We start from the raw sequence: 24137 nt of genomic DNA on the forward strand, positions 1-24137 counted from the left end.
TTGCCAGTTGCAGGCATTTTTGGCAGCATGGCCACCATTAAAACACTCAGGTTTTGCAGGATAAATATGATCCATTACCAGATAATCCCCATCGATCCGAAAGCCCATTTATTCGCTATCACTATGACATTATCACAACCCAAGCCAGTGCAGGTATTTAGCCTACCCGCTTGGCTGCCCGGCAGTTATATGGTGCGCGACTTTGCCAAAAATATCATTGAACTCAAGGCACAAGATGCACAAGGCCAAACGCTTAAGCTCACCCAACTAGATAAACAAACTTGGTCGGTTGACAATAATAGCAGCGAAATTATTCTGACTTATCAAGTGTATGCTTGGGATCTGTCGGTGCGCACCGCGCATTTGGACATGACCCACGGCTTCTTTAACGGCAGTAGCGTGTTTTTATCTGCCCATGATTTTGAAGACACTTTACACACCGTCTCTATAGATCCACCAACAGAGTCAACATTAAGTGACTGGCGCCTTGCTACCAGCATGACTCGCACCAGTGGTGACGATTTTGCCTTCGGCCAATTTTCAGCTAAAAGCTATGACGAGCTCATAGATCATCCGGTGGAAATGGGTTTATTCACCTTAGGAAGTTTTGATGCCTGTGGCGTGAGGCATGATATCGTACTCAATGGTCGCCACCGTGCTTGCATGCCAAGGCTCTGCCAAGATTTAAAGACCATTTGTGAGTATCAGATTAACTTCTTTGGTACGCCTGCACCGTTTAAGCGTTATTTGTTTATGACCACAATATTAGACAATGGCTTTGGCGGTTTAGAGCACAGAGCTTCTACTGCATTAATGTGTTCACGCAAAGACTTACCGCTGTCGCTAGATATGCCAATCAATAATGACTATCGCACTTATTTATCCCTGTGCAGCCACGAGTATTTCCACAGCTGGAACGTTAAGCGCATTAAGCCTGAATGCTTTTTACCCTATAAACTTGATGCAGAAACCTATACGCCACAATTATGGGCCTATGAAGGCATCACCTCCTATTACGATGACTTTCTTACCTATCGTGCAGGTCTGGTAGATGAACAAAGCTATTTAGATATGCTGAGTGAAACCTTCACCCGTGTCTATCGCAGCCAGGGACGCTTTAAACAAAGTGTTAAGGACTCAAGCTTTAATGCTTGGACTAAGTTCTACAAGCAGGATGAAAACGCACAAAATGCCATCATCAGTTATTACACTAAAGGGGCTCTGTTTGCGCTGTATTTAGATTTAACCCTGCGCAGCGAAACCCAGGGCAAATACAATCTCGACCATGTTATGCAGATTTTATGGCAGGAATATGCTCTGCAAGATAAAGGCACCACAGATACTTGCCATCAAGCCATCGTTGAACGACTCCTTGGTCGTGATTGCCAAGATCTGTTTGCCTACTTAGATAGTACGGACGATATTCCGTTAGCGGCTTTACTCGCCGAATTTGGGGTCAACTTGAGTCTTCGATCCAGTCAAGGTGCGCAAGATGTGGGCGGCGGGCAAGCGAAAGGTTATGAGATTGCATTCGGCGCGAAAACCCAAGCAGCACCTGTTGGATTAAAAATCGTGACTGTCACCCAAGGCAGCCCTGCACACCTTGCAGGGTTAAGTGCAGGTGATGTGTTAATTGCCGCGGATAACCTACAAGTCACAGGACAATTTGAGGCGCAGCTACAGCAGTATCCGCTGGGTGAATCGTTGGATTTACATTGGTTTAGACGGGATGAATTGATGACGGGTGAATTGATGATAACTGCCGCGCCTAAGGATACTGTCGCCCTATCCATTCGTGACAAAAGCAAAATAGCGGCTTGGCTTGGACGTTAATAGGCTTTCGGCTTAAGACTACTTTTGAGAAATAATAAAAGGGGCTTTAGCCCCTTTTATCTGAGATAAGACTTAACTTAAACGTATATACGTTTGTATATCAATACTGATATCGACTTAAACCACCACATCGTGCAAATAGGTTTGTGCCCACGCAATCGCTTGACCACGGCTAGACACTCCAATTTTACGGAATACTCGGTACAAATGGGTTTTTATCGTGCTTTCACTGACAAACAACTGATTAGCGATATCTAAATTAGTACTTCCCGTCAACAATGCTTGTAATACTTCACGCTCACGGATAGTTAACGGTTCAGTGTCTTCGAACAATCCAAAATCATCATTTACCCCATTAATGAGCTGAATTGGAATGACCCTATGACCTCGTAAAATATTCGAGAGTCCGAGGCTTATCTCAGTTAAACCTGCATCGAGATAAAACACCCCTGCAGTTGTGGCAGCTTGCATTAAGAAACGTGCATCCACTTGTTTAGGGAACTGTAAATAGACAACTCGCACACTCGGTTGCTCACGGGCAAGTAAACGTTGAAATTGATGGGCTTTTTGAAGATCAACAGTCGCTAAATCGATCACGACCATGGAGGCATTATTTTCTTTGATTTTCTCACACATCTCATCAGGGCTGACTTGGGTCAACTTAACGAGAAACTCCTGCGGCCAACGTCCTGCGAGCAATTCCATCAATACTTGCGATCGTGACACTACAATCCAATGTAATATTTTGAACATCCTGCTCACTCCCTGTCTGGTTAACGATTATTCACTTTAAGGATCTAAGATCCTCCAAATACGACTTCAACATCCGTTCAATAGACTTCCAAGTCTACCGTGGTCACGATATTAGCATTAGATAAAACAGATTAAAAAGACTTACGTAAAAAATATTTACCGTACGCAAATCAAAAACTTCTAACACTTTCGTTGACTACACTATCAATCAGAAGTCTTAATTGAAACTGAAAAAAGTTACTGAAATTTTAGGAAAAAAGCGTAAGATCATACCAACACAAAAAATAAGGAAATTCCATGTCCAGCAGTAACCCCACCGCTTTTGAAATAAAATCCTATCCTGTGTGGGACAAACCGACGCGATTATTTCATTGGATTAATGTCATTCTTGTGCTCGCACTCATCTTAGTCGGTGGCATCATGATGTATCGCACTGAGCTAGGCATATCTGAGTTAACAGGTAAAATTGGCTTGAAAACTTTACACGTGTGCATAGGATATGCGTTCGCAATAAACCTCATCGTCCGCCTTGTGTGGGGTTTTATCGGTAACAAATATGCGCGTTTCAGCCACATGTTTCCCAATGCTAATAGCAAAAGCGAATTAATAGCTTATAAGACTGAATTAGCCGCGGGGAAAAATCCGCAGTATTTAGGTCATAACCCTAAAGGTAAATTTGCCGTGCTGGCCATCATGTTGCTATTAGTGACCATAATGATCACTGGACTTTTGCGTGCAGGTACAGATATTTATTATCCGCCGCTAGGTAGTGCTGTACAAAGCTATCTTGCCGATACCAATGTCGAACCTACAAGCTTAAAACCCTATGATGCAACGGGTGTGAACGCAGAAAAAGCGGATGCACTTAAACCAATGAAAGGATTGGCAGGTCAAGTGCACGTCTATGCGGTTTATGTGTTGTTACTGCTGATGTTATTACATGTATTCGCGGTGATTTATACTGAAGTAAAACGTCAACCAGGGATTATTTCAGCCATGTTCTCCGGCAAGAAGATCATCCAAGGTCAGCCAAAAGACGAGTAATCGGTTAGTAAACGGATAAAAATAACGCCAGCATTGGCTGGCGTTATTTATTTAGACATGAAGGTATATACCAACTTTTCTAAACGTATTTTTGAGATTATTTTTTCAGAACAGTTGCAGGGGTACGGCCATCATCATGGCAGCTTTCACAGGTAGGTTTTTGACCGACATTCATATCATGTACCGCATGACAATCTGCACAGACTAAATTACCGTCATGTGGCTTATGCACAGCGTCCATTTCAGCATAGGTACCATGACAACTTTGGCACTGTGCAAATTCAAAGGCACCATCCGCAGAAGGTGTACCATCTTTATGACAGCTTTCGCATCCACCCGACTCAGCATGGAAATCAGACAATTTTTGTTCTGCAGCAAATGCGGTTGGCGACAGCGCTAACGCTGCAAGACTTGCCCCGAAAAGTGCACTTAATAGTTTTTTGCTCACAATAGTATCCTCCAATGGCGATTGTCAGTGGAAATTCTTGTCAGGGTGACTTCCATCTCTCAACCAAAATAAATAGCACGACTCGATATAACTTAGCTAAGGATGAACGAATAAGCAAACCCAAACTAAGCGACACAACTTTATCAACATACTCAAGGGTAAAATGTGCGCTGCATCATGTAACCACATGCTTATATAAGAGTTTTACATCTACCTAACCTAGAGGCTACATAATGTAAATCCCTAAACTGGCAAGCGACAGAATAAATCCCCCCTTAATCTAAAACTAAAAGCTCGATTCATGGTGATACTTAAGACAAAGTGATAATAAAAAGGAATGACAATAAGTGAATGGGTACAGAGTACTAGACGAGGATGCTTTAAATAGTGAAGGCACAACATTCAACCCAAACGCCTCTGGCACTTAATTCAAATGCCAGAAGGAATTAGCGATAACGGTTAACTCGCCCACTATAACCAATGATACAAATGGCGGTTAGACAGGTAGGCATCAACTCGCATCAAATTTATTGTCAGCCTCAAGCTCTGTTTTAGGCCAAGCGTTAATCACGGCTTTGACCAACGATGCCAATGGAATGGCAAAGAATACTCCCCATACACCCCATAAACCGCCAAAGACTAAAACGGCCGCTATGATGATCACCGGATGTAAATCCACCGCATCGGAGAACAAAATAGGCACGAGTAAATTACCGTCGAGCGCCTGAATAATACCGTAACCCAACATTAAATAGCCAAATTCAGAACTAAAACCCCACTGAAAAAATGCCACTAGGGTGATAGGTAATGTAACTAAGGTTGCACCGACATAAGGGATCAATACCGATAACCCCGTTAACACACCAAGCAACGCCGAATATCGCAGTCCCATCAAGGCAAACAAAATATAAGTTGCGACACCAACAACCACGATTTCAATCACTTTGCCACGAATGTAATTAAAAATCTGTTGGTGCATTTCAAACCACACTTTACGGGCTAGCTGGCGATTTGCAGGGAAAAATCGCTTACTGCCGCTAATCAGTTGATCTTTATCTTTTAAAAAGAAAAACACCAGTAAGGGGACTAAAATCGCGTACACCATCAAGACGAGTAAAGAAGCTGAATAACCGATTAATTGCTTAGCAATATCCAACACATGTTGAGTATCGAGCAGTTTTTTAAGCTCACCAACCATCAGATCTAACTGCTCTGGATTGATAAATCGTGGATATTGATTGATCAGCGTTTGTATTGTCAGCAAGCCTTTATCAATCATGCTAGGCAAGTCGGCAATTAAGCTAACACCTTGACGCCACACACTCGGAATTAAGCCAAATGTCAGCAAAACCACGATTCCCAAAAACAACACAATAACCAAGGACGCACCAGCGGTGCGATTAATCCCCAATTTAAGCATTTGCGCCACAGGCCATTCCAATAGAAATGCCAACACAAGAGCGACCAACAGCGGAGCAAGTAAACCTGCCGCAAAATAAATCACTAGCGCGAGCCCGACAAGAATAGCCATTAAGGTCACAGCTTGTGGATCACTAAAGCGCTCTTGATACCAACGAGAAAAAACAGTAAACATGGATCATTCCAATTGTGATGGTTGGCGAGGCTTCCCAAACGCTCAGGAAAGTTTATTTATCATGATGTTATTCGAGACTTTACTCAGTTAGACTTTCGCTTCTACACGTCAGCTAAATCAAAAAATAAACTGACAAGAGTAAACAACCTAGCCTGAGCGGCACTCTGGCGCAGAATTAGGCGCTTGATGCTAGTCTAAGAGGATTTAAACATAAAAATCCTCAATTTATCCCTGAGATAGATCAACTTTGGTGACCATCAAGGCTAACAGACCTGCATCATTACGCAACTCTTGCACGACATGCCCTTGTTTTTTTAAATATTGGGGAACATCTCGCCGCGAACCAGAGTCTGAGAGTAAGATATGCAACTGCTCACCCTCTCGCATTGGCTTCAATGCAAGCTTCACTTTCACTAAGGGTACTGGACAACGAAAGAGCATTAAATCAATAAAAATCATAATGAACTTGCTATAGACGAACTTGGGCCATTATCCTAAGTTGCACCTCAAACTACAAGCTAAGTGCAGTATCTGCCTTTAGTTGAGATAATTAGAAATAAAAGGATCCGCTTGCGTAACTTGACTTTTTTGACTCGATTCAAACCTTTTGTTGCAGGCGCACTCTCCTTGATGCTGCTAACCTTCGCCGCCAAAAGCTTTGCCAACAATGACTTACCGGATTTAGGTACGGCCGCAGTTAACACCTTCAGCCTTGAAAAAGAAATGGTTTACGGTGATGCTTATATGCGCATCATTCGCTCATCGGCACCTATGCTAAATGACCCCGTGTTGAGTCAATATCTTACCGAGCTTGGCAATAAACTGGTCGCCCATGCCACAGGCGTAAAAACGCCGTTTTATTTTTTCCTATTACAAAATGATGAAATCAACGCCTTCGCCTTCTTTGGCGGCCATGTTGCCGTGCACACAGGCTTATTTCTCAATGCCGACAATGAAAGCGAACTGGCTTCAGTATTAGGCCACGAAGTGACTCACGTTACTCAACGTCACCTTGCCCGATCCCTTGAAGCACAGCAAAAAAGTAATCCTGCAACAATTGCCGGTTTACTTGGCGCCATTTTGTTAACTATTGCAGTACCACAAGCAGGTATGGCGGCGCTTGCGACAACCCAAGCCATGGCGACACAATCGAAAATCAACTACACCCGTTTGCATGAAAAGGAAGCCGATCGCATCGGAATGCAAATTCTAGTGGATGCAGGCTTTAATCCCAATGCTGCGGCGGATTTCTTTGGTAAATTAGCCAGTCGTTATCGCTTTACCACAACACCACCACAAATGTTATTAACTCACCCATTGCCTGAATCGCGGATCACTGAAGCCCGTAACCGTGCCGAGCAATACCCTAAACGTTATATCCCTGATAATCTTAATTTTCAGCTAGCAAAAGCTCGTATTCAAGTCCGTTTTTCCAGCTATAGCGACGAAGCAGTATTAAGCATGTTTGATCGGCAACTCAACAAACAGACCTATAGCTTCAAAGAGGCGGCACTTTATGGCAAAGCGCTGGCTTTATATAGATTGAAGAAGTTTAATGAATCAGAAAAAATCGTCGATGAGCTGTTAAAAATCGATGATAACAACCTGTTTTATATAGACACTAAATCTGATTTACTGATCGAACGTAAGGACTATGCAAAAGCGATTACTATGCTCGAAGCCCAACGTAAAATGAAACCAACGTCTCAAGTGATCAATGCCAACTTAGCCAATATATATATCGAAGCCGATCAAGCCCCCAAAGCAATCCCTTTGCTGGAAGATATGATTTTCCTCGATAAACAAAATGAACTGCCCTATCAATTGTTGACTATGGTGTATAAAAAAACCGGCAATCAAGCATTGGAATATTTTTCCACCGCAGAGCTGATGGCCTTAGGTGCGAATTATAAGGGCGCAATCGATCAACTTAACTTTGCCTACCGTGCATCCGAAAATAATCCATTACAGCTTGCACGTATTGAAGCACGTATTCGCCAGTTTAAAATGGCTGATAAAGAAATGGATGCGCTTAAGTAATAAGTTGTTTTACAAATAGATTAAAGACAATAACCCATTTATGCGCCCCGAACACACTGACGGGGCGCGGTTTTTTCTGTTATTATCCGCGCCATTGTTATTTCAGCCCGTATTGAGCCTCTAGTACTATGACCCAAGTGACGATTTACCATAACCCACGTTGTTCAAAAAGCCGTGAAACCTTAGCTTTACTCGAGCAACAAGGCTGCGACATTACCCTAGTGGAATACTTAAAAAATCCCCCTACGGCTAAAGACATCGGCGACATTCTGGCTAAACTAGGCCTCAGTGCTCGCGAATTAATGCGCACCAAGGAAGCAGAATATCAAGCCTTGGGACTTGCAGACTCATCACTAACAGAATTGCAGTTGATTGAGGCTATGGTCAACACTCCTAAACTCATCGAACGGCCAATTGTGCTCGCCAATCAAAGCGCAGCCATCGGCCGTCCTCCTGAGAATGTGCTCACTATTCTTTAACCCATGATTTTTAAACCAAAATGGCTTTTATTTTCAACCCTTAGGTAGACTTATGACGTCCAACACCTTATTTATCCTTAGCCGTTTAGGCTACTTTGCGCTAGTGCTGCTATTAGGCGGTTGGTTTGTTGGCCAAGGGATTAGCGGTGAATACACCCTACTATTTAGCCTCTTATGGATAGTGCCGTTATTACTACCCGCAAAGGGAGTTTTCCAAGGTAATCCATACACTTATGCTTGGGCGAGTTTTATTCTGTGCTTATATATGTTACATGGGCTCACCCTGCTTTATGTCACCAATGATGCCTTCGCTTTTGCCTTAATCGAAGTATTATTGATTGGCGTACTGCTAATCGCTTTCCCATTTTATGCCCGCATACGTGGTCGTGAACTGGGATTAGGCCTGAAGAAAAAATCTAAAGAATAGTCCGTTCAATGTATTTTCTGTGCCGTCTCACCTTGCTAGGTATGGCGGCATTTTTTATATTAGAAGGCCAAACCTTGGCTCAAATATCCCTTATGATCTCAGTCTGAATACCCATTTTAACCTTAGTTCTAACCTCCGTTCCGACGTCAATTCCCATCACGACAAAATTAACACTTATTATACTTACACTGACTTTTTGCAACTAAGTGCCCGTGCTATAGTCAGTTTCTCACGGTATAAGCGTCCCATGGCGCCACAAAAGTCTAAATAGCACAGCAGAGTTAACAAGGGAGAATGGTGTAATGGGAATGTCGATACCACTGAAATTTTTCGGATTTATGGCCTGCTCTGGCCTACTCATCGCATGCGGGGGCGGTGGTGATAGTAAACCAGATGATAGTGTAGTCACGCCCCCCTCCACTTCACTAGCACGCTGCACAGATAGCATTTCGCCACTCATTACCACCACGTCATCCTCAATTCGCTTTCAAACCGAGCCAAATTATGTGGCGGGTCAATCCAGTACTATCATTGCCAATATCCTAAATCGTGACAGCCAAGACTTAACCTTCCGTTGGCAGCAAATCGATGGCCCTAACATAGCACTCGTCAGTCAAAACAGCCCGGTATTAGCCTTTGATACTCCCACCGCAGGCGGCTACCGTTTTAGCTTGCATGTGACGGGCAGTAATCTAGATGTCACCGGAGAAATTGGCATTAATGTCGATCCCGCATCGACGGGTGTGCTAAACGTCCGTCAAGATCACCAAGTGGTTGAAGGCAATAATGTGAGCTTAAGACTCGGACAACAATCGGAATTAATCGCAGCAAATATCTCTTGGTGTGTAGCATCTGGCCCAGATTTAATGGTCGATGTGAGCGATCCGTTTAGACCCTTGTTTACCGCGCCAACGGTCACCCAGGATACAATCACTCGCTTCAAAGTGAATGCCAACGTCAATGGCAATCAGCTTAGCGATGATGTCTTTGTGCTAACAACCTCGGCGCCAGCGATCAGCTCACCATACTTCGATACCCCAGTTGCGCGCACCCATGCCTATCGTCCGGCTTCACCTTACGCCAATGTGCTAGCAAACTGTGTTTACTCCAATCAGCTTAATGATAGCTGCACTATCAATACCTTACCTTTGATAGGTCAAACCTCAAGCGATCTCAATCACGAGACGATTCTAAATCGTGTACTGGTTTCACACGATTGGATGGGTGATAACTTTGCCGCTTTCTTAGCCCAGATGGACCCTAATAGCGATTTTGCCCGCCTGTTACAATCCGTTACAGCCGTGGTGATTAGCTATGATGTACGCCCTTCTTTCTATTGGGTAGTCACAGGGGCGATTTATCTCGATCCCAATGATTTATGGCTTACGCCAAGCCAGCGCGACACTATTAATGAGGCGCCGGATTACCGCAGTAATTTTGGAAATGATCTTAACTTTATGATGCCTTGGCGTTACGTGAAAGATAACCAATATACCTCCCTTGGCGTGCCTATCACAGTCAGAGCAAACCGCACATTAGCGCAAATCAATCCCGATCTGGCGTCCTTGTTGTACCACGAGCTCGCCCATGCCAATGACTTTTTTCCACGCAGCGTGCATGCCACACTCACAGGGCCAAGATTGTTAGATGACTACAGCCGCCGCAATGCCAGCAAGAGTCTAATATCAGATCAAGTCAGCAAAACCTACCCATTAACGAGCACTGAAATGATGGGACTTGCCAATGTTAGTTTCCTCGGCGCAGCGGCGAGTAATGTACAAAAGACCTATCAAGCATCGGATGTCAGTACTTTCTTTTCTACCGATATCGCCAGCGACTTCTATGCCTATTCCAGTACCCGTGAAGACGCGGCCATGTTATTTGAGGAAGCCATGATGAGTTATCGCTATCAAATATTGCGTGATGTCGCCGTCACCAATAAACCTGCGATTTTAACTGCGGATTCGCTGATTATTGACTGGGGACAAAGGGGACGAATTGCGCAAGACAGTCTAGAAAATCGCGCTGCGTTGGTGATTGATGAAATGCTGCCAGAGCTTAATGGGATCAGTCTGGTCGAAAGCCTACCCGAGCCAATGAATATGGTGCAAGGTCAAAGCTGGCGTCAAACATTGGCAATATCGCCTGCGAATACGCAGCTCAAAGGCCAAAGCAATGCAGCTGCAATTAATGCCGAGTCTCGTTTTGAAGCCGAACTTCGCTTAAGCGGTGACCGTCACCAACATCCACAACAATAGCGTTTTAAATTTTAGATAAACAAAAGCCCGTATGTATTCAACATGACGGGCTTTACTTTTTTTGGCTTTAATGCCAGTAGGTTTTGTATCTTCAGAACGAACACAAACCATGCTGTATCTAAAGGTGCAGCATCTCTTTGGCAAACGGAATCGTGAGCTTACGCTGATGCACTAATGAGGCTTTATCTAACTTATCCAATACATCAAACAAGGTCCGCAAATCCCGCGCCATACGGTTCAGTAAAAAACGCCCGACATCTTCCGGTAATTGCAGGCCACGCATAGCGGCGCGGCGTTGCAGTGCAGCAAGTTTTTCATCATCTGCCATGGGTTGCAGTTGGTAATTCAACCCCCATTGCATACGTGAAACAAGATCTGGCAAGAGGAACCCAGCATCCGCAGGAGACGAGCTGCCGCTGACTACTAAGGCGCAATTCTTATTTTCTGCGACGCGATTGTAGAGATCAAAAATCGCCTCTTCCCAAACGGGGTGGCCGGCGATGGCATCGACATCATCGATACAAACCAAATCCAACTGTTCTAGGCCTTCAAGCAATGCGGTCGAAATACTCGCATGTATGCCTAAGGGAATATAAAAGCTGCGACGCTCCACTTCATTAGCGTGCGCGCAAGCAGCGTGCATTAAATGGGTTCGACCCGATTTAACTGGGCCCCACAAATAGATGGCGGCTTCACCATGCCCTTCGGCATTCGCTCTCAATTTTTGAATAAGTTCATCATTACCCGCGGCGGGGTAATAACTATTAAAGGTTTCGTCGTCTGGCAAATGCACAGGTAACGAGAGTTGCAGAGGTGAGTTTAAGGGCACTCGGTCTTCTCAATATTAAATAAAAACAATGCCGTGCTTAACTAAGCACGGCCGATAACATCTTAATGTAAACGCCATTCATACACAGGTTTGCCAGTTTGATTAGAGACAGGGCTAAATTCACCTGCACTCACAGGTGCGACCACAGAAATACGCGGCTCTAAGCTTAATAAGCGTTGTAAATCCGTCTCTGAGCCGAATAAATCTAACGAAAAAGTCACTGTATTACCTTGAATATGCGTTAACGTGGCATTTTTAATCGCGCTGAGTTGCTTCAAATATTTTTCAACTTCAACTAATTGCGCCATTTTTTGGATATTAACGAAGGTAACACTCGCACCAAGCTGAGTACCAGTATCAGCAATCGCATACTTAGTAAAATAATATTCACCTAACGCTGCCATCATAGCGGTAATCGCTTGGGCCGAATTTTCAGCAGTACCGTTATAACTGAATAACGGTGGCGTCAAAGAGTCAATGGTAGCCTTAGTATAAAGATTTAAACGATAACGAACCTGATTGCCGGCGGCATCAATTGCCACTAGCGCCAAAAAGTCAGCTTGATAGCGGCCAGATACACTCGCCACGATGTCGGCAAACATCCCTTTAATATCGTTAGGATTAATACCCATCAACTCATCAAGATCTAAGATAGGCAGGAGTACAGGTATACCGCGGGCATAGGAAAAATCGCTAAAAATCTTACGTTCGGCTAACGCAGATGAGTCACCCAATATCATAGTGTCGCCATCACCAGGCATAGCGACCCAAAATAAGGTCAGCGGGCGTTGAGTTCCCCAAACAGGCAATTGTGCCTGACGCAGTAACGCCACTATGCGGCGGTGCTCAAAACTCGCGGTCAACAGCAATTGGCCATTTTGCTCGATATAACCATACTGGCTCAGCAAGGTATCAGGATTACTGAGCTGAGATTGGATCAGGCTGTTATCGAGGGATCGCGCAGTCCCAGTGTTCTTGATAATGACTTGCTCAAGTGCACTTTTTAAGGCTTTGTCGCGTTCAGCAACTGCGCGCGAAGACACAGGCACATTGGCCTCATCTAATTTACTCACCTCAACAGCATTGACGCTATTAATCGTGAACAGACAATATAGAAATGCAATTAAGCTCGGCTTCAATAGGAATTTCAGCATCTTTGAGTAGTTGAAGTAGCGTCAGATGAGGCAAATTGTACCATAGTTAGCGCCTTAAGCGAGTCTTGCCAAAATTTAGCCCCATTTCCGTGCCTGCCATAGCACAGAAAACCCAAACAGTGATCAACGTCGGCAAAACAGGCGATTTTCTTCTGCTCAAAATCCAACAAACTGTTATCATTTGGCGGTTTACCCTAAATTAACGAGAATAATAAATGAGACGACTCGCTATCCCCCTACAGGGCGCGCAAATGCTATTTGTGGCCTTCGGTGCCCTAGTACTAATGCCGCTACTTACAGGGCTCGACACCAGTGTGGCATTGTTTACCGCTGGTATCGGTACCCTACTCTTCCAATTGATTACTAAACGCCAAGTGCCTATCTTCCTCGCATCTTCCTTCGCCTTTATTGCCCCCATACTTTATGGCGTGCAGACTTGGGGAATTCCATCCACAATGGGCGGCATTATGGCCGCGGGCGTGGTCTACGTCATGCTCGGCGCCTTGGTTAAAGTGCGCGGTACTGACTTTATTCACAGACTATTGCCCCCAGTCGTAGTGGGACCTGTGATCATTATTATCGGCCTTGGCTTAGCCCCCGTGGCAGTGAATATGGCATTAGGCAAGAGTGGTGATGGTAGCTTGACTTTAGTCGCTACAAATACGGCGTTATTTATTTCGCTCGCATCGCTTGGTACCACTATCGCGGTGGCGATTTTCGCAAAGGGCCTACTCAAAGTGATGCCGATTTTAGCAGGTATTATAGTAGGTTACAGTTTAAGCCTAGCCTTTGGTATTGTTGATTTTGCAGTCGTGACCGCTGCAAGCTGGATTGCTATTCCTAAATTTGTCGCGCCAGAATTAAACTGGTATGCCATCGCATTTATGATCCCAGTGGCAATCGCCCCTGCGGTAGAACACATAGGTGATATTCTGGCGATATCCAACGTCACGGGTAAAGATTTTATGAAAAAACCCGGCCTGCATCGCACGCTAACGGGTGACGGGATTGCCACGATTGCAGCCGCAGCCTTTGGTGGTCCACCGAACACGACTTACTCAGAAGTGACAGGTGCAGTAACCTTAACCCGAAATTTTGATCCTAAGATCATGACTTGGACTGCCATTACCGCCATCACTTTAGCCTTCGTTGGCAAACTAGGTGCGCTGATGCAAACTATTCCCGTCCCAGTGATGGGCGGTATTATGTGTTTGCTATTTGGTTCCATTGCCGCAGTTGGCCTCAACACCCTTATTCGTAATCATGTGGATTTATCTGAGCCACGTAATTTAAGTATTGTCGGTGTTACCTTAGTCTTTGGTATCGGCGGCATGGCATTTGGCATAGGTTCATTCAGTCTTACTGGTATTAGCTTGTGCGGTATTGTCGCTATTACCATGAACTTACTATTACCCGCGACTAAGCCACACAATAAACACCATGAGTCTGATGTGACGCCTCATTAATTACGGCTTGAAAACACGATCAATTTCGAAGTATGTCGTTGAAAAATAACAACTTTATAAAATTGATCGTTTCTTAAGAAACCACCATAAAAAAGCCGCCGTGATATCAATCACGGCGGCTTTTTTATGAAGCAATATTTTTATGAAGTAAGAATTAACTCTTACTCTTCAGTCTTGATCTTAGCGGCAGCCGCTTTGATCAAAGGTTGTAATTCGCCTTTTTGGAACATGTCCACTACGATATCACACCCACCGATCAACTCGCCTTCAATCCACAATTGTGGGAAAGTCGGCCAGTTAGCAAACTTAGGTAATTCTGCGCGAATGTCTGGATGCTGAAGAATATCCACGAATGCAAACTGCTCGCCGCAGTTAATCATGATCTGAGCTACCTGTGACGAGAAGCCACAGCTTGGTAACTTAGGAGAGCCTTTCATATAAACAATGATAGGGTTTTCCGTGATCTGCTGCTTAATTTTCTCTACTGTTTCCATTTTGATTCCTAAGTAGGATGACGTTGACTCAATGCGACTATTGTACGTCAGCTAGACGCAGAACAAAATCCCACAGTTTGTAAGGTTATGTCGACATTTGATTTTTCGATGGCGTCTATCTAGTCAATTAGCTAAACAATGATTCACATCACAAATTTTATCGGTACAATAGTCCTAAGTGAGCACGTTTAAGAAACGATAACCTAAGACCATGGAGAGATACTAATGGCTTTCGAATTACCCGCATTACCATATGCAAAGAACGCACTAGAACCACACATTTCTCAAGAAACCATAGAATACCACTACGGCAAGCACCACAACACTTATGTTGTGAAGCTAAACGGCTTAATCGAAGGAACTGATTTCGCTGGCAAATCTTTAGAAGATATCATCAAGACTTCTACCGGTGGCGTATTTAACAACGCAGCTCAAGTGTGGAACCACACTTTCTACTGGAACTGCTTAGCCCCTAATGCTGGCGGCGAACCAACAGGCCCAGTTGCTGATGCAATCAATGCCGCTTTCGGTTCATTCGACGCATTCAAAGCGCAATTTACTGATTCAGCAGTAAACAACTTCGGTAGCGCTTGGACATGGTTAGTGAAAAAAGCCGATGGCACTCTTGCTATCGTTAACACTAGCAATGCAGCGACGCCACTGACTGACAGCACAGTAACGCCAATCATGACAGTTGACGTGTGGGAACACGCTTACTACATCGATTACCGTAACGTGCGTCCTGACTACCTTGCCCACTTCTGGCAATTAGTTAACTGGGACTTCGTTAACCAAAACTTCGCAGGTTAATTCATTTAACCTAACGTTGTTTACTGCCGAATGAGCAGTGGGTTAATCCCAGTAAAAAGAGCCCTAGTGGCTCTTTTTTTATGCCACTCGTTTGCCGCCCATCCCTTATCCTACCGATTTATCCTCCGCTAACTACAAGTGCAATAATTGCGTTTGCAACTATTTGTTATTGTTTTTATTTGATATTTTTTTGACACAGATAGTGAGTTTGTGTCTAAGATTAGAGTAGGAGGCTGGCTAGCCAGTTATCCGTTCCATGACATCACTGGCGTTTCAGGGGGTTTATATGGGCATTTTCGAGCATTACCAAAAGCGCTACGAACAAAAACTCGATGAAGAATATTCTTTGCAGGAGTTTCTGGACATCTGCAAGGGAGATCGCAGCGCTTACATGTCAGCATCAGAGCGACTACTGCTTGCAATTGGTGAAGCAGAAGTCATTGATACCGCAAAAAATCCAACACTTAGCCGTATTTTTTCGAATCGACTTATTTCACGCTATCCCGCATTTAAAGATTTCTTCGGCATGGAAGACGCCATAGAGCAAATTGTGGCTTACCTAAAGCACTCGGCTCAAGGATTAGAAGAATCCAAACAAATTCTATACCTACTGGGCCCAGTGGGCGGCGGTAAGTCATCGCTAGCCGAAAAACTCAAAGCCCTAATGCAAAAAGTGCCCATTTACATTCTGAGCGCGAATGGAGTCCGCAGCCCAGTCAACGATCACCCCTTCTGCCTGTTTGATGTGGAAGAAGATGGACAGCTGTTAAAAGATGAATTCAACATTCCCAACCGTTATCTGAAAACCATCATGTCGCCTTGGGCGGTAAAACGTCTGCATGAATTTGGTGGCGATATATCCAAATTTCGCGTAGTAAAAGTCTTTCCATCCATTCTGGACCAAGTGGCAATAGCGAAAACTGAACCTGGTGATGAAAACAACCAAGATATTTCGTCCCTTGTCGGTAAAGTCGATATTCGGCAACTCGAACATTTCTCCCAAGATGATCCCGATGCTTACGCCTATTCAGGCGCATTGTGCCGTGCAAACCAAGGGGTGATGGAATTCGTCGAGATGTTTAAGGCACCAATTAAAGTGCTGCATCCACTACTGACTGCGACGCAAGAAGGTAACTATAACGGCACAGAAGGCTTATCGGCCTTGCCCTATAGCGGGATTATTCTGGCTCACTCAAACGAGTCCGAGTGGTCAACCTTCAAAAACAACAAAAACAACGAAGCCTTCCTCGACCGTGTTTACATAGTCAAAGTGCCCTACTGTTTACGGGTCTCAGAAGAGCTGCAAATCTATCAAAAACTGCTAATCAACTCTGAGTTATCGAAAGCGCCCTGCGCTCCCGGCACCTTAGAAACCTTAGCGCAATTTAGTGTGTTGTCACGCATCAAGCCGCCTGAAAACTCCTCCATCTACTCTAAGATGCGGGTATATGACGGTGAAAGCCTGAAAGATACCGATCCTAAGGCTAAGTCTTACCAAGAATACCGTGATTACGCAGGTGTCGATGAAGGCATGAATGGACTATCCACCCGTTTTGCCTTTAAGATTTTGTCGCGGGTATTTAACTTCGACCATTCAGAGATCGCCGCCAACCCAGTACATTTATTCTATGTCCTCGAACGACAAATTGAACAAGAACAGTTCCCCGGTGATACCGCCGAACGTTATCTTGAATTCCTAAAAGGTTATTTGATCCCTAAATATGTGGAGTTTATCGGTAAAGAAATTCAAACCGCTTACTTAGAGTCTTACTCTGAATACGGCCAAAATATCTTCGACCGCTATGTCACTTACGCCGATTTTTGGATCCAAGATCAAGAATACCGCGACCCAGAAACAGGTCAGCTATTCGACCGCGCCGCCCTCAATGCTGAACTTGAAAAGATTGAGAAGCCCGCGGGGATCAGCAATCCTAAAGATTTCCGTAATGAAATCGTCAACTTTGTGCTGCGCGCCCGAGCGAACCATGAGGGTAACAATCCACTCTGGACCAGCTACGAGAAACTTCGCACAGTGATCGAGAAGAAAATGTTCTCCAACACAGAAGATTTACTGCCTGTTATTTCCTTTAACGCCAAAACGTCGAACGACGATCAACGCAAACACGATGATTTCGTCAATCGCATGATGGAGAAAGGCTATACCAAAAAACAAGTCCGACTCTTGTCTGAGTGGTATTTACGAGTTCGTAAATCTTCTTAAACTTGCGCTAACTAAGTACAGGGCTTTGGTGTTGCCAAAGCCTTCGCTGGGTTTTGGGAGGTGCGTATGGCGAACTTTATCGATAGACGGTTGAATGCGAAAGGAAAAAGCACAGTCAACCGCCAACGCTTTATCAATAGATATAAGCAACAAATTAAAAAAGCCGTCAGCGATGCAGTGACTCGTCGCAGCGTAACGGATGTAGATAAAGGCGAAAAAATCAGTATCCCAACACGGGATATCAGTGAACCTATGTTTCACCAAGGCAAAGGCGGTGTCAGGGATAGAGTGCATCCCGGTAATGACCAATTTACCCGTGGCGATAAAATTGACCGACCACCTGGTGGTTCAGGCGGCGGTTCGGGCAAAGGCGAGGCCTCAAACTCGGGTGAAGGCGACGATGACTTTGTGTTCGAAATCTCTAAAGACGAGTATCTAGAGTTATTGTTTGAGGACTTAGAACTCCCCAATCTACAAAAAAATCGCCTCAATAAACTGGTGGAATACCAAATCTACCGTGCTGGGTTCACCAATGATGGCGTCCCCGCTAACATCAATATTGTCCGTTCATTACGTTCATCCCTTGCTCGTCGCATTGCGATGTCGGCCAGTAAAAAGAAACTATTAAAAGAGTTAGAACAAGAGCTTGCTGAACTGGAAAATATTCCAGGCACTAAGGCCGAGTTGATTTTGGATTTAAAAGCCCAAATTGAGGAGTTAAAACAAAAGATTGCCAGAGTGCCGTTTATCGATACCTTCGATCTACGCTTTAATAACTATTCCAAAAGGGAAATCCCTTCTAGTCAAGCTGTGATGTTCTGTTTAATGGATGTGTCTGGTTCTATGGATCAGGCAACTAAAGATATGGCAAAACGCTTCTATATCTTGCTGTATCTGTTCCTCACCCGTACCTATAAAAATTTAGAAGTGGTTTACATTCGCCACCATACCCAAGCCAAAGAAGTCGATGAACACGAGTTCTTTTACTCGCAAGAAACAGGCGGCACCATAGTGTCCAGTGCATTGAAATTAATGCATGACATTCAACAAGCCCGCTACCCCGCCGATGAGTGGAATATTTACGCAGCCCAAGCATCCGACGGTGATAACTGGGCTGACGATTCACCTACCTGTAGGCAATTGTTAGAACAAAAAATATTGCCACTCGTGCGCTACTACAGCTATATCGAAATCACCAATCGCGCCCATCAAACCCTGTGGCGCGAATATGAATCCCTGCAACAGCATTACGACAACATCGCCGTGCAGCATATACGTCAAGCCGAAGATATTTACCCTGTATTTAGGGAGCTATTCAAGAAACAAGCGGTTTAAGGGGGCACTATGGGGATAACTAAATCAACATCTTGGACACCACTGAGCGATGGCCCCGACTGGAGCTTCGAGCTACTTCAGGACTACCTCAAGGAAATTGAACGGGTGGCAGCGCTCTATAAGCTCAGCACTTACCCAAATCAAATTGAAGTCATCACCGCTGAGCAGATGATGGATGCTTATGCGGGCATTGGTATGCCCATTGGTTACACCCATTGGTCCTTTGGCAAACGTTTTATCGAAACCGAGCAAGGTTACAAACGTGGCCAAATGGGGCTCGCCTATGAAATTGTGATTAACTCTAACCCCTGCATCGCTTACTTAATGGAAGAAAACACCATCACAATGCAGGCGCTGGTGATAGCTCACGCCTGTTTCGGACATAACAGCTTTTTTAAAAACAATTACTTATTTAAGACATGGACAGATGCGAGCTCGATTATTGACTACCTTGTCTTTGCTAAAAACTACATCAGTGACTGCGAGCAAAAATACGGTGTAGAACAAGTCGAAAGCGTCATAGACTCCTGTCATGCGCTAATGAACTATGGTGTCGATCGTTATAAACGTCCCTCTGAAATCTCATTCAGGGAAGAACAAGCAAGACAAAAGGATCGCGAGGCTTACCTTCAAAGCCAAGTAAATGATTTATGGCGCACGATTCCGACCCATCAACATGAGCAGTCTCAATCTAAAAAACGTCGTTTCCCCGCCGAACCGCAGGAAAATATTTTATATTTCATCGAGAAAAATGCTCCTTTGCTTGAACCATGGCAAAGGGAAATAATCCGTATTGTGCGTAAAATGGCGCAATATTTTTATCCGCAAAAACAAACTCAAGTCATGAATGAAGGCTGGGCAACCTTCTGGCATTACACTATCTTGAATCACTTGTACGACGATGGCGTGGTCACTGATCGCTTCATGATCGAGTTTTTGCAAAGCCATACAGGCGTTGTGGCCCAACCCGATTACAACAGTCGTTATTACAGCGGCATCAACCCATACGCTTTAGGCTTTGCCATGTTCACCGATATTCGGCGTATTTGTGAAAATCCAACCGATGAAGATAAAGCTTGGTTTCCCGACATTGCCGGCAGTAATTGGATAGAAACGTTGCATTTTGCGATGCAAAACTTTAAAGATGAAAGTTTTATTAGCCAATATCTCTCACCTAAAGTTATCCGCCAATTTAAATTATTTGGTATCCATGATGATGAGAAACGCAATTATCTTTCGGTATCTGCAATCCACGATGAACGGGGCTATCAAGATATTCGCCAGTTACTATCACAACAATATAACCTGTCTAATATTGAGCCAAATATCCAAGTACATAATGTGGAGATCAACGGTGATCGATCCTTAACCTTACATTATGTGCCAAATAACGATATTCCCTTAGCCAATAGCCATAAAGAAGTATTAAAGCATTTACATCGATTATGGGGTTTCACTGTCACCTTAGAGCAAAAAAATGCAGATGCGAGTATTAGCGTCTTAGCATCCTGCCCTGAAGCCAATAAACCAGAATAATAAGCACAATAAAAAGGCCGTTTCCAATTGAAACGGCCTTTTTGTTTATTTAGCGCTATCTTAACGCGATATCACTCACAGAGATTAATGATCTTGAGCAATAGAAGCTGGCATATCTTCGCGTAATTGTAACCACATCTTACCGCTATTCATGCCATAGGTACGCATTAGCGCAGAGACATCGAGGTAATTTTTCGCCTGAGCCAACAGTTCTAATTCTTTGTAAAAGTTCAATGCTAATAAACGCGCATCTGAGCTGGTAAAGTAATAACGCCCAACTCGACTATACAAACCTTTAAATCCGTTTAATATCAAAACGTAAAGTGGATTTCCTGACGAAAACGCTAAGGTGTGATGCAGTAAGTAGTCAAATTCAGCATAGGATTCAGCCGTATCTTCAAGCTGGTGTATCTTTGCAAGTACCTCCACAGCGGTATCCGGGTTATAACGCAAAGCACCGCGAAAATAGATAGCACTGACGTTCGTTCTAGCTGACAAGAGTTGGTCAACCAATACCGGAAAACCCTCGGGATTCAAATCAGCAATAGTCTCAAGGATGTTTAAGCCTGAGGTTTCCCAAAAGTTGTTAACCCGTGTTGGTTTGCCATGCTGAATTTTCAGCCAACCGTCACGCGCCAAGCGCTGTAGCACCTCACGCAGAGTGGTGCGAGTCACACCAATCAATTCTGAAAGCTCACGTTCAGCCGGTAAAATGGACCCTGGAGGAAATTTGTTTTCCCAAATTGATCTCACAATATACTTCTCTGCAAAACTTGCAGGTCCTTTGGCATTGATAATCATCAGCCCACTTATCCAGTTGTTGTGCGTCGTAATGGTCACTGATCATACCAGAGCGGTAAAAAATGGAAACCATTCACTTAAAATCACTGTGTTATCGCCGTGTAAATGTCACAGAATCGTTCAAAAAAACGACCAAGGTCAATACAGGATGGGCCAATTTTGCCGCTTAGCTCCGCTTTTTGAAATGTCGGTATCAGTAACTCATTACATTAGCTTTCTCTTTAGGCTAGACTCATTTAACTAACGCAGGTATTGATAATAATCACGTGCAATTTTTAACATAATTAGAAGAGAGGCTGCCATGCCGGCGACAATGAGTCAGGCGTTTATTGGGAACTTCTTAGGAAATTCTCCTAAGTGGTACAAAACCGCAATACTGTCATTTTTAATTATCAATCCAATACTCTTTTTCTATGTCGACCCCTTTGTGGCTGGTTGGGTATTGGTTCTAGAATTTATTTTTACCTTAGCAATGGCATTAAAATGCTATCCATTACAGCCTGGCGGATTATTGGCAATTGAAGCCGTCGCGATCGGAATGACATCGGCAAGCCAAGTCTTACATGAAATAGAAGCCAACCTCGAAGTATTATTACTCTTGGTATTTATGGTCGCTGGTATATATTTCATGAAGCAATTGCTGCTATTTGGCTTCACGAAAATCATTACTAAAGTGCGCTCTAAAATTTTAGTGTCATTAATGTTTTGTTTGGCTTCAGCCTTTTTATCAGCCTTCTTAGATGCGTTAACGGTTATTGCCGTCATTATCGCGGTCGCTGTGGGTTTCTATTCTATTTACCACAAGGTCGCTTCTGGAAAAGATTTCGGCGCTGATCACGATCATACCTCTGAAGGTAAAAATGATGATGGTGAAGATCAGTTAAACGAAGAAGAACTCAGTGCATTCCGTGGTTTCCTACGTAATCTGTTAATGCATGCGGGTGTGGGTACTGCACTGGGCGGCGTGTGTACTATGGTGGGCGAACCACAAAACCTTATTATCGCCGCGCAAGCAAATTGGCAATTTGGTGAATTCGCCGTGCGTATGTCACCCGTTACTGTTCCTGTATTAATCTCGGGTATCTTAACTTGTTACTTAGTTGAGAAATTTGGCATTTTTGGTTATGGCGCTAAGTTGCCAACGGCCGTTCATCGGATCTTATGTGAATATGCCGCCCATGAAGATGCGCGCCGTACCAATAAAGACAACATGAAGTTAATCGTCCAAGCCTTAGTGGGTGTCTGGTTGATCGCAGGACTTGCATTGCACTTGGCCTCAGTGGGCTTAATTGGTCTTTCTGTGATTATTTTAACCACAGCCTTTAACGGCGTTACCGATGAGCATGCCCTCGGTAAAGCTTTCGAAGAAGCACTGCCTTTTACCGCGTTATTAGCTGTCTTCTTTGCAGTTGTTGGCGTGATTATCGACCAGCACTTATTCGCACCAGTGATCCAATGGGCACTGAGTTATCAAGGCAATACTCAGTTGGTTATTTTCTATATCGCCAACGGATTGCTGTCTATGGTGAGTGATAACGTGTTCGTCGGCACTGTGTACATTAACGAAGTGAAAGCGGCATTGATTAACGGTCAAATCAGCCGTGATCAATTCGACTTGCTGGCCGTTGCGATTAATACTGGAACTAATTTACCTTCGGTTGCCACGCCCAATGGTCAAGCGGCGTTCTTGTTCCTACTAACCTCAGCCCTAGCACCACTTATCCGCTTATCCTATGGCAGAATGGTATGGATGGCATTGCCTTACACTATCGTGCTCTCTATTGTAGGTGTCATGGCGATTCAAACGGGTTTCTTAGAACAAGCCACCCAATATTTCTATGATTCCCAGATAATCATCCATCACAGTGCTAGTGAAGTTTTAGAGCCGATGACTGGACATTAATCTTCTTTATTGACTGAACTTTATTTAATAAGTAGAGTCCAAAAAACGCCCCATGTCTGAGGGCGTTTTTTGTTGATATGGAGCTCACTTTGACTGTAATGACTCGCTTTGCCCATTCCCGTTCATCTTGGTTTATTCTCGCAGGCACAGCCCTTGGGTTAGAAGCAGCCGCCCTGTATTTTCAATATGTCATGAAACTGGAACCCTGTGTCATGTGTATTTACCAAAGACTCGCTATTTTTGGTTTATTGGCAGCAGGTCTCATTGGCATGACAGCACCCAAATATCGAATCGTCAGGATCTTAGCTGCCGTGCTCTGGGCCATCAGTGCAACTTGGGGATTAAAACTAGCCTTATCGCTCGTAGATATGCAAGCCAACCCATCCCCTTTTTCAACCTGTTCATTCTTACCTGAATTTCCAGCTTGGATGCCATTACACGAATGGTTCCCTGCCGTTATGATGCCTACTGGCATGTGTACTGATGTACCTTGGGTCTTTATGGGTGTAACGATGCCCGAATGGATGGTCGTGGCCTTCAGTGGCTTCTTAGTCGCTTGGTTACTCTTTATTGTGCCTGTCCTAAGTGGTTCAAATAAACCATCTCTTTATAAATAACGAGTTTGAGATAAGGCAGGCATAAAACCTGCCTTTTTATTGACGATTATATTCCACTTATCCTATTCAATCCTCGCAACTTAAACATATGCCAA

21 protein-coding genes are annotated in these 24137 nt (G+C 44.1%); 13 read left to right on the plus strand and 8 right to left on the minus strand.

Annotated features, from left to right (window positions below; translation table 11 throughout):
- The first annotated feature begins 66 nt into the window (after positions 1 to 66).
- Positions 67 to 1833: a M61 family metallopeptidase gene (locus L5M38_RS15935; RefSeq protein WP_263166521.1), complete on the plus strand. Its 1767-nt coding sequence runs from the start codon at positions 67 to 69 to the stop codon at positions 1831 to 1833.
- Between the two features lie 117 nt (positions 1834 to 1950).
- Here the strand turns inward: L5M38_RS15935 and L5M38_RS15940 are convergent, their stop codons facing one another.
- A complete protein-coding gene (locus L5M38_RS15940; protein ID WP_219233747.1) occupies positions 1951 to 2586 on the minus strand; it encodes a LuxR C-terminal-related transcriptional regulator in 636 nt (211 codons plus the stop codon).
- A gap of 297 nt (positions 2587 to 2883) precedes the next feature.
- On the opposite strand from L5M38_RS15940, the gene L5M38_RS15945 reads away from it, so the two are divergent.
- Positions 2884 to 3630, plus strand: a complete 747-nt coding sequence (locus tag L5M38_RS15945) for a cytochrome b/b6 domain-containing protein (RefSeq protein WP_105252822.1) — start codon at positions 2884 to 2886, stop codon at positions 3628 to 3630.
- 97 nt (positions 3631 to 3727) lie between these two features.
- Here L5M38_RS15945 and cctA read toward each other — a convergent pair whose 3' ends face one another.
- The 3 genes from cctA to L5M38_RS15960 all read right to left on the minus strand — a co-directional run bounded on the left by cctA (position 3728) and on the right by L5M38_RS15960 (position 6131).
- Positions 3728 to 4078 (minus strand): tetraheme c-type cytochrome CctA, encoded by a 351-nt coding sequence (gene cctA / locus L5M38_RS15950; protein ID WP_263166522.1) that lies wholly within the window; start codon positions 4076 to 4078, stop codon positions 3728 to 3730.
- Positions 4079 to 4589: 511 nt separating this feature from the next.
- Positions 4590 to 5672, minus strand: coding sequence for an AI-2E family transporter (locus L5M38_RS15955; protein WP_263179635.1), 1083 nt, complete (start codon positions 5670 to 5672; stop codon positions 4590 to 4592).
- Between the two features lie 225 nt (positions 5673 to 5897).
- Positions 5898 to 6131 carry a sulfurtransferase TusA family protein gene (locus tag L5M38_RS15960; RefSeq protein WP_219250542.1) on the minus strand — a complete coding sequence of 78 codons (234 nt, stop codon included), beginning with the start codon at positions 6129 to 6131 and terminating at the stop codon, positions 5898 to 5900.
- A 111-nt stretch (positions 6132 to 6242) separates the two neighbouring features.
- On the opposite strand from L5M38_RS15960, the gene L5M38_RS15965 reads away from it, so the two are divergent.
- The 4 genes from L5M38_RS15965 to L5M38_RS15980 all read left to right on the plus strand — a co-directional run bounded on the left by L5M38_RS15965 (position 6243) and on the right by L5M38_RS15980 (position 10876).
- Positions 6243 to 7712, plus strand: a complete 1470-nt coding sequence (locus tag L5M38_RS15965; RefSeq protein ID WP_168823942.1) for a M48 family metalloprotease — start codon at positions 6243 to 6245, stop codon at positions 7710 to 7712.
- Between the two features lie 128 nt (positions 7713 to 7840).
- On the plus strand, positions 7841 to 8191 hold the full coding sequence (gene arsC / locus L5M38_RS15970; RefSeq protein WP_263179636.1) for an arsenate reductase (glutaredoxin): 351 nt from the start codon (positions 7841 to 7843) through the stop codon (positions 8189 to 8191).
- Positions 8192 to 8243: 52 nt separating this feature from the next.
- A complete protein-coding gene (locus tag L5M38_RS15975) occupies positions 8244 to 8618 on the plus strand; it encodes a DUF2069 domain-containing protein (protein WP_028760312.1) in 375 nt (124 codons plus the stop codon).
- A gap of 302 nt (positions 8619 to 8920) precedes the next feature.
- A complete protein-coding gene (locus tag L5M38_RS15980) occupies positions 8921 to 10876 on the plus strand; it encodes a hypothetical protein (protein WP_263179637.1) in 1956 nt (651 codons plus the stop codon).
- Between the two features lie 118 nt (positions 10877 to 10994).
- Here the strand turns inward: L5M38_RS15980 and hda are convergent, their stop codons facing one another.
- Positions 10995 to 11705, minus strand: coding sequence for a DnaA inactivator Hda (gene hda, locus L5M38_RS15985; protein WP_168823935.1), 711 nt, complete (start codon positions 11703 to 11705; stop codon positions 10995 to 10997).
- Between the two features lie 62 nt (positions 11706 to 11767).
- Entirely contained in the window at positions 11768 to 12859 is a 1092-nt protein-coding gene (locus tag L5M38_RS15990; RefSeq protein WP_105252829.1) for a DUF2066 domain-containing protein, read from the minus strand.
- A gap of 215 nt (positions 12860 to 13074) precedes the next feature.
- Here L5M38_RS15990 and L5M38_RS15995 point away from each other — a divergent pair, with 215 nt between their 5' ends.
- Positions 13075 to 14325, plus strand: coding sequence for a uracil-xanthine permease family protein (locus L5M38_RS15995; RefSeq protein WP_028760316.1), 1251 nt, complete (start codon positions 13075 to 13077; stop codon positions 14323 to 14325).
- Between the two features lie 161 nt (positions 14326 to 14486).
- On the opposite strand, the gene grxD is transcribed toward L5M38_RS15995, so the two are convergent.
- Positions 14487 to 14819: a Grx4 family monothiol glutaredoxin gene (grxD, locus tag L5M38_RS16000; RefSeq protein ID WP_011846572.1), complete on the minus strand. Its 333-nt coding sequence runs from the start codon at positions 14817 to 14819 to the stop codon at positions 14487 to 14489.
- 225 nt (positions 14820 to 15044) lie between these two features.
- Here grxD and sodB point away from each other — a divergent pair, with 225 nt between their 5' ends.
- The 4 genes from sodB to L5M38_RS16020 all read left to right on the plus strand — a co-directional run bounded on the left by sodB (position 15045) and on the right by L5M38_RS16020 (position 20721).
- Positions 15045 to 15629, plus strand: coding sequence for a superoxide dismutase [Fe] (gene sodB, locus L5M38_RS16005; RefSeq protein ID WP_028760317.1), 585 nt, complete (start codon positions 15045 to 15047; stop codon positions 15627 to 15629).
- A gap of 286 nt (positions 15630 to 15915) precedes the next feature.
- Positions 15916 to 17850, plus strand: coding sequence for a PrkA family serine protein kinase (locus tag L5M38_RS16010; protein WP_131523897.1), 1935 nt, complete (start codon positions 15916 to 15918; stop codon positions 17848 to 17850).
- 66 nt (positions 17851 to 17916) lie between these two features.
- Positions 17917 to 19185, plus strand: a complete 1269-nt coding sequence (locus L5M38_RS16015; protein WP_263179638.1) for a YeaH/YhbH family protein — start codon at positions 17917 to 17919, stop codon at positions 19183 to 19185.
- A 9-nt stretch (positions 19186 to 19194) separates the two neighbouring features.
- Positions 19195 to 20721: a SpoVR family protein gene (locus L5M38_RS16020; RefSeq protein ID WP_173496550.1), complete on the plus strand. Its 1527-nt coding sequence runs from the start codon at positions 19195 to 19197 to the stop codon at positions 20719 to 20721.
- Positions 20722 to 20805: 84 nt separating this feature from the next.
- On the opposite strand, the gene fadR is transcribed toward L5M38_RS16020, so the two are convergent.
- Positions 20806 to 21522 carry a fatty acid metabolism transcriptional regulator FadR gene (gene fadR / locus L5M38_RS16025; protein ID WP_028760321.1) on the minus strand — a complete coding sequence of 239 codons (717 nt, stop codon included), beginning with the start codon at positions 21520 to 21522 and terminating at the stop codon, positions 20806 to 20808.
- Positions 21523 to 21823: 301 nt separating this feature from the next.
- Here fadR and nhaB point away from each other — a divergent pair, with 301 nt between their 5' ends.
- Positions 21824 to 23425 carry a sodium/proton antiporter NhaB gene (nhaB, locus tag L5M38_RS16030; protein WP_028760322.1) on the plus strand — a complete coding sequence of 534 codons (1602 nt, stop codon included), beginning with the start codon at positions 21824 to 21826 and terminating at the stop codon, positions 23423 to 23425.
- A gap of 89 nt (positions 23426 to 23514) precedes the next feature.
- Positions 23515 to 24042: a disulfide bond formation protein DsbB gene (dsbB, locus tag L5M38_RS16035; protein WP_028760323.1), complete on the plus strand. Its 528-nt coding sequence runs from the start codon at positions 23515 to 23517 to the stop codon at positions 24040 to 24042.
- The last annotated feature ends 95 nt before the right edge of the window (positions 24043 to 24137 follow it).

Source organism: Shewanella sp. SM101, from assembly GCF_025654465.1.
GTDB classification, from domain to species: domain Bacteria; phylum Pseudomonadota; class Gammaproteobacteria; order Enterobacterales; family Shewanellaceae; genus Shewanella; species Shewanella oncorhynchi.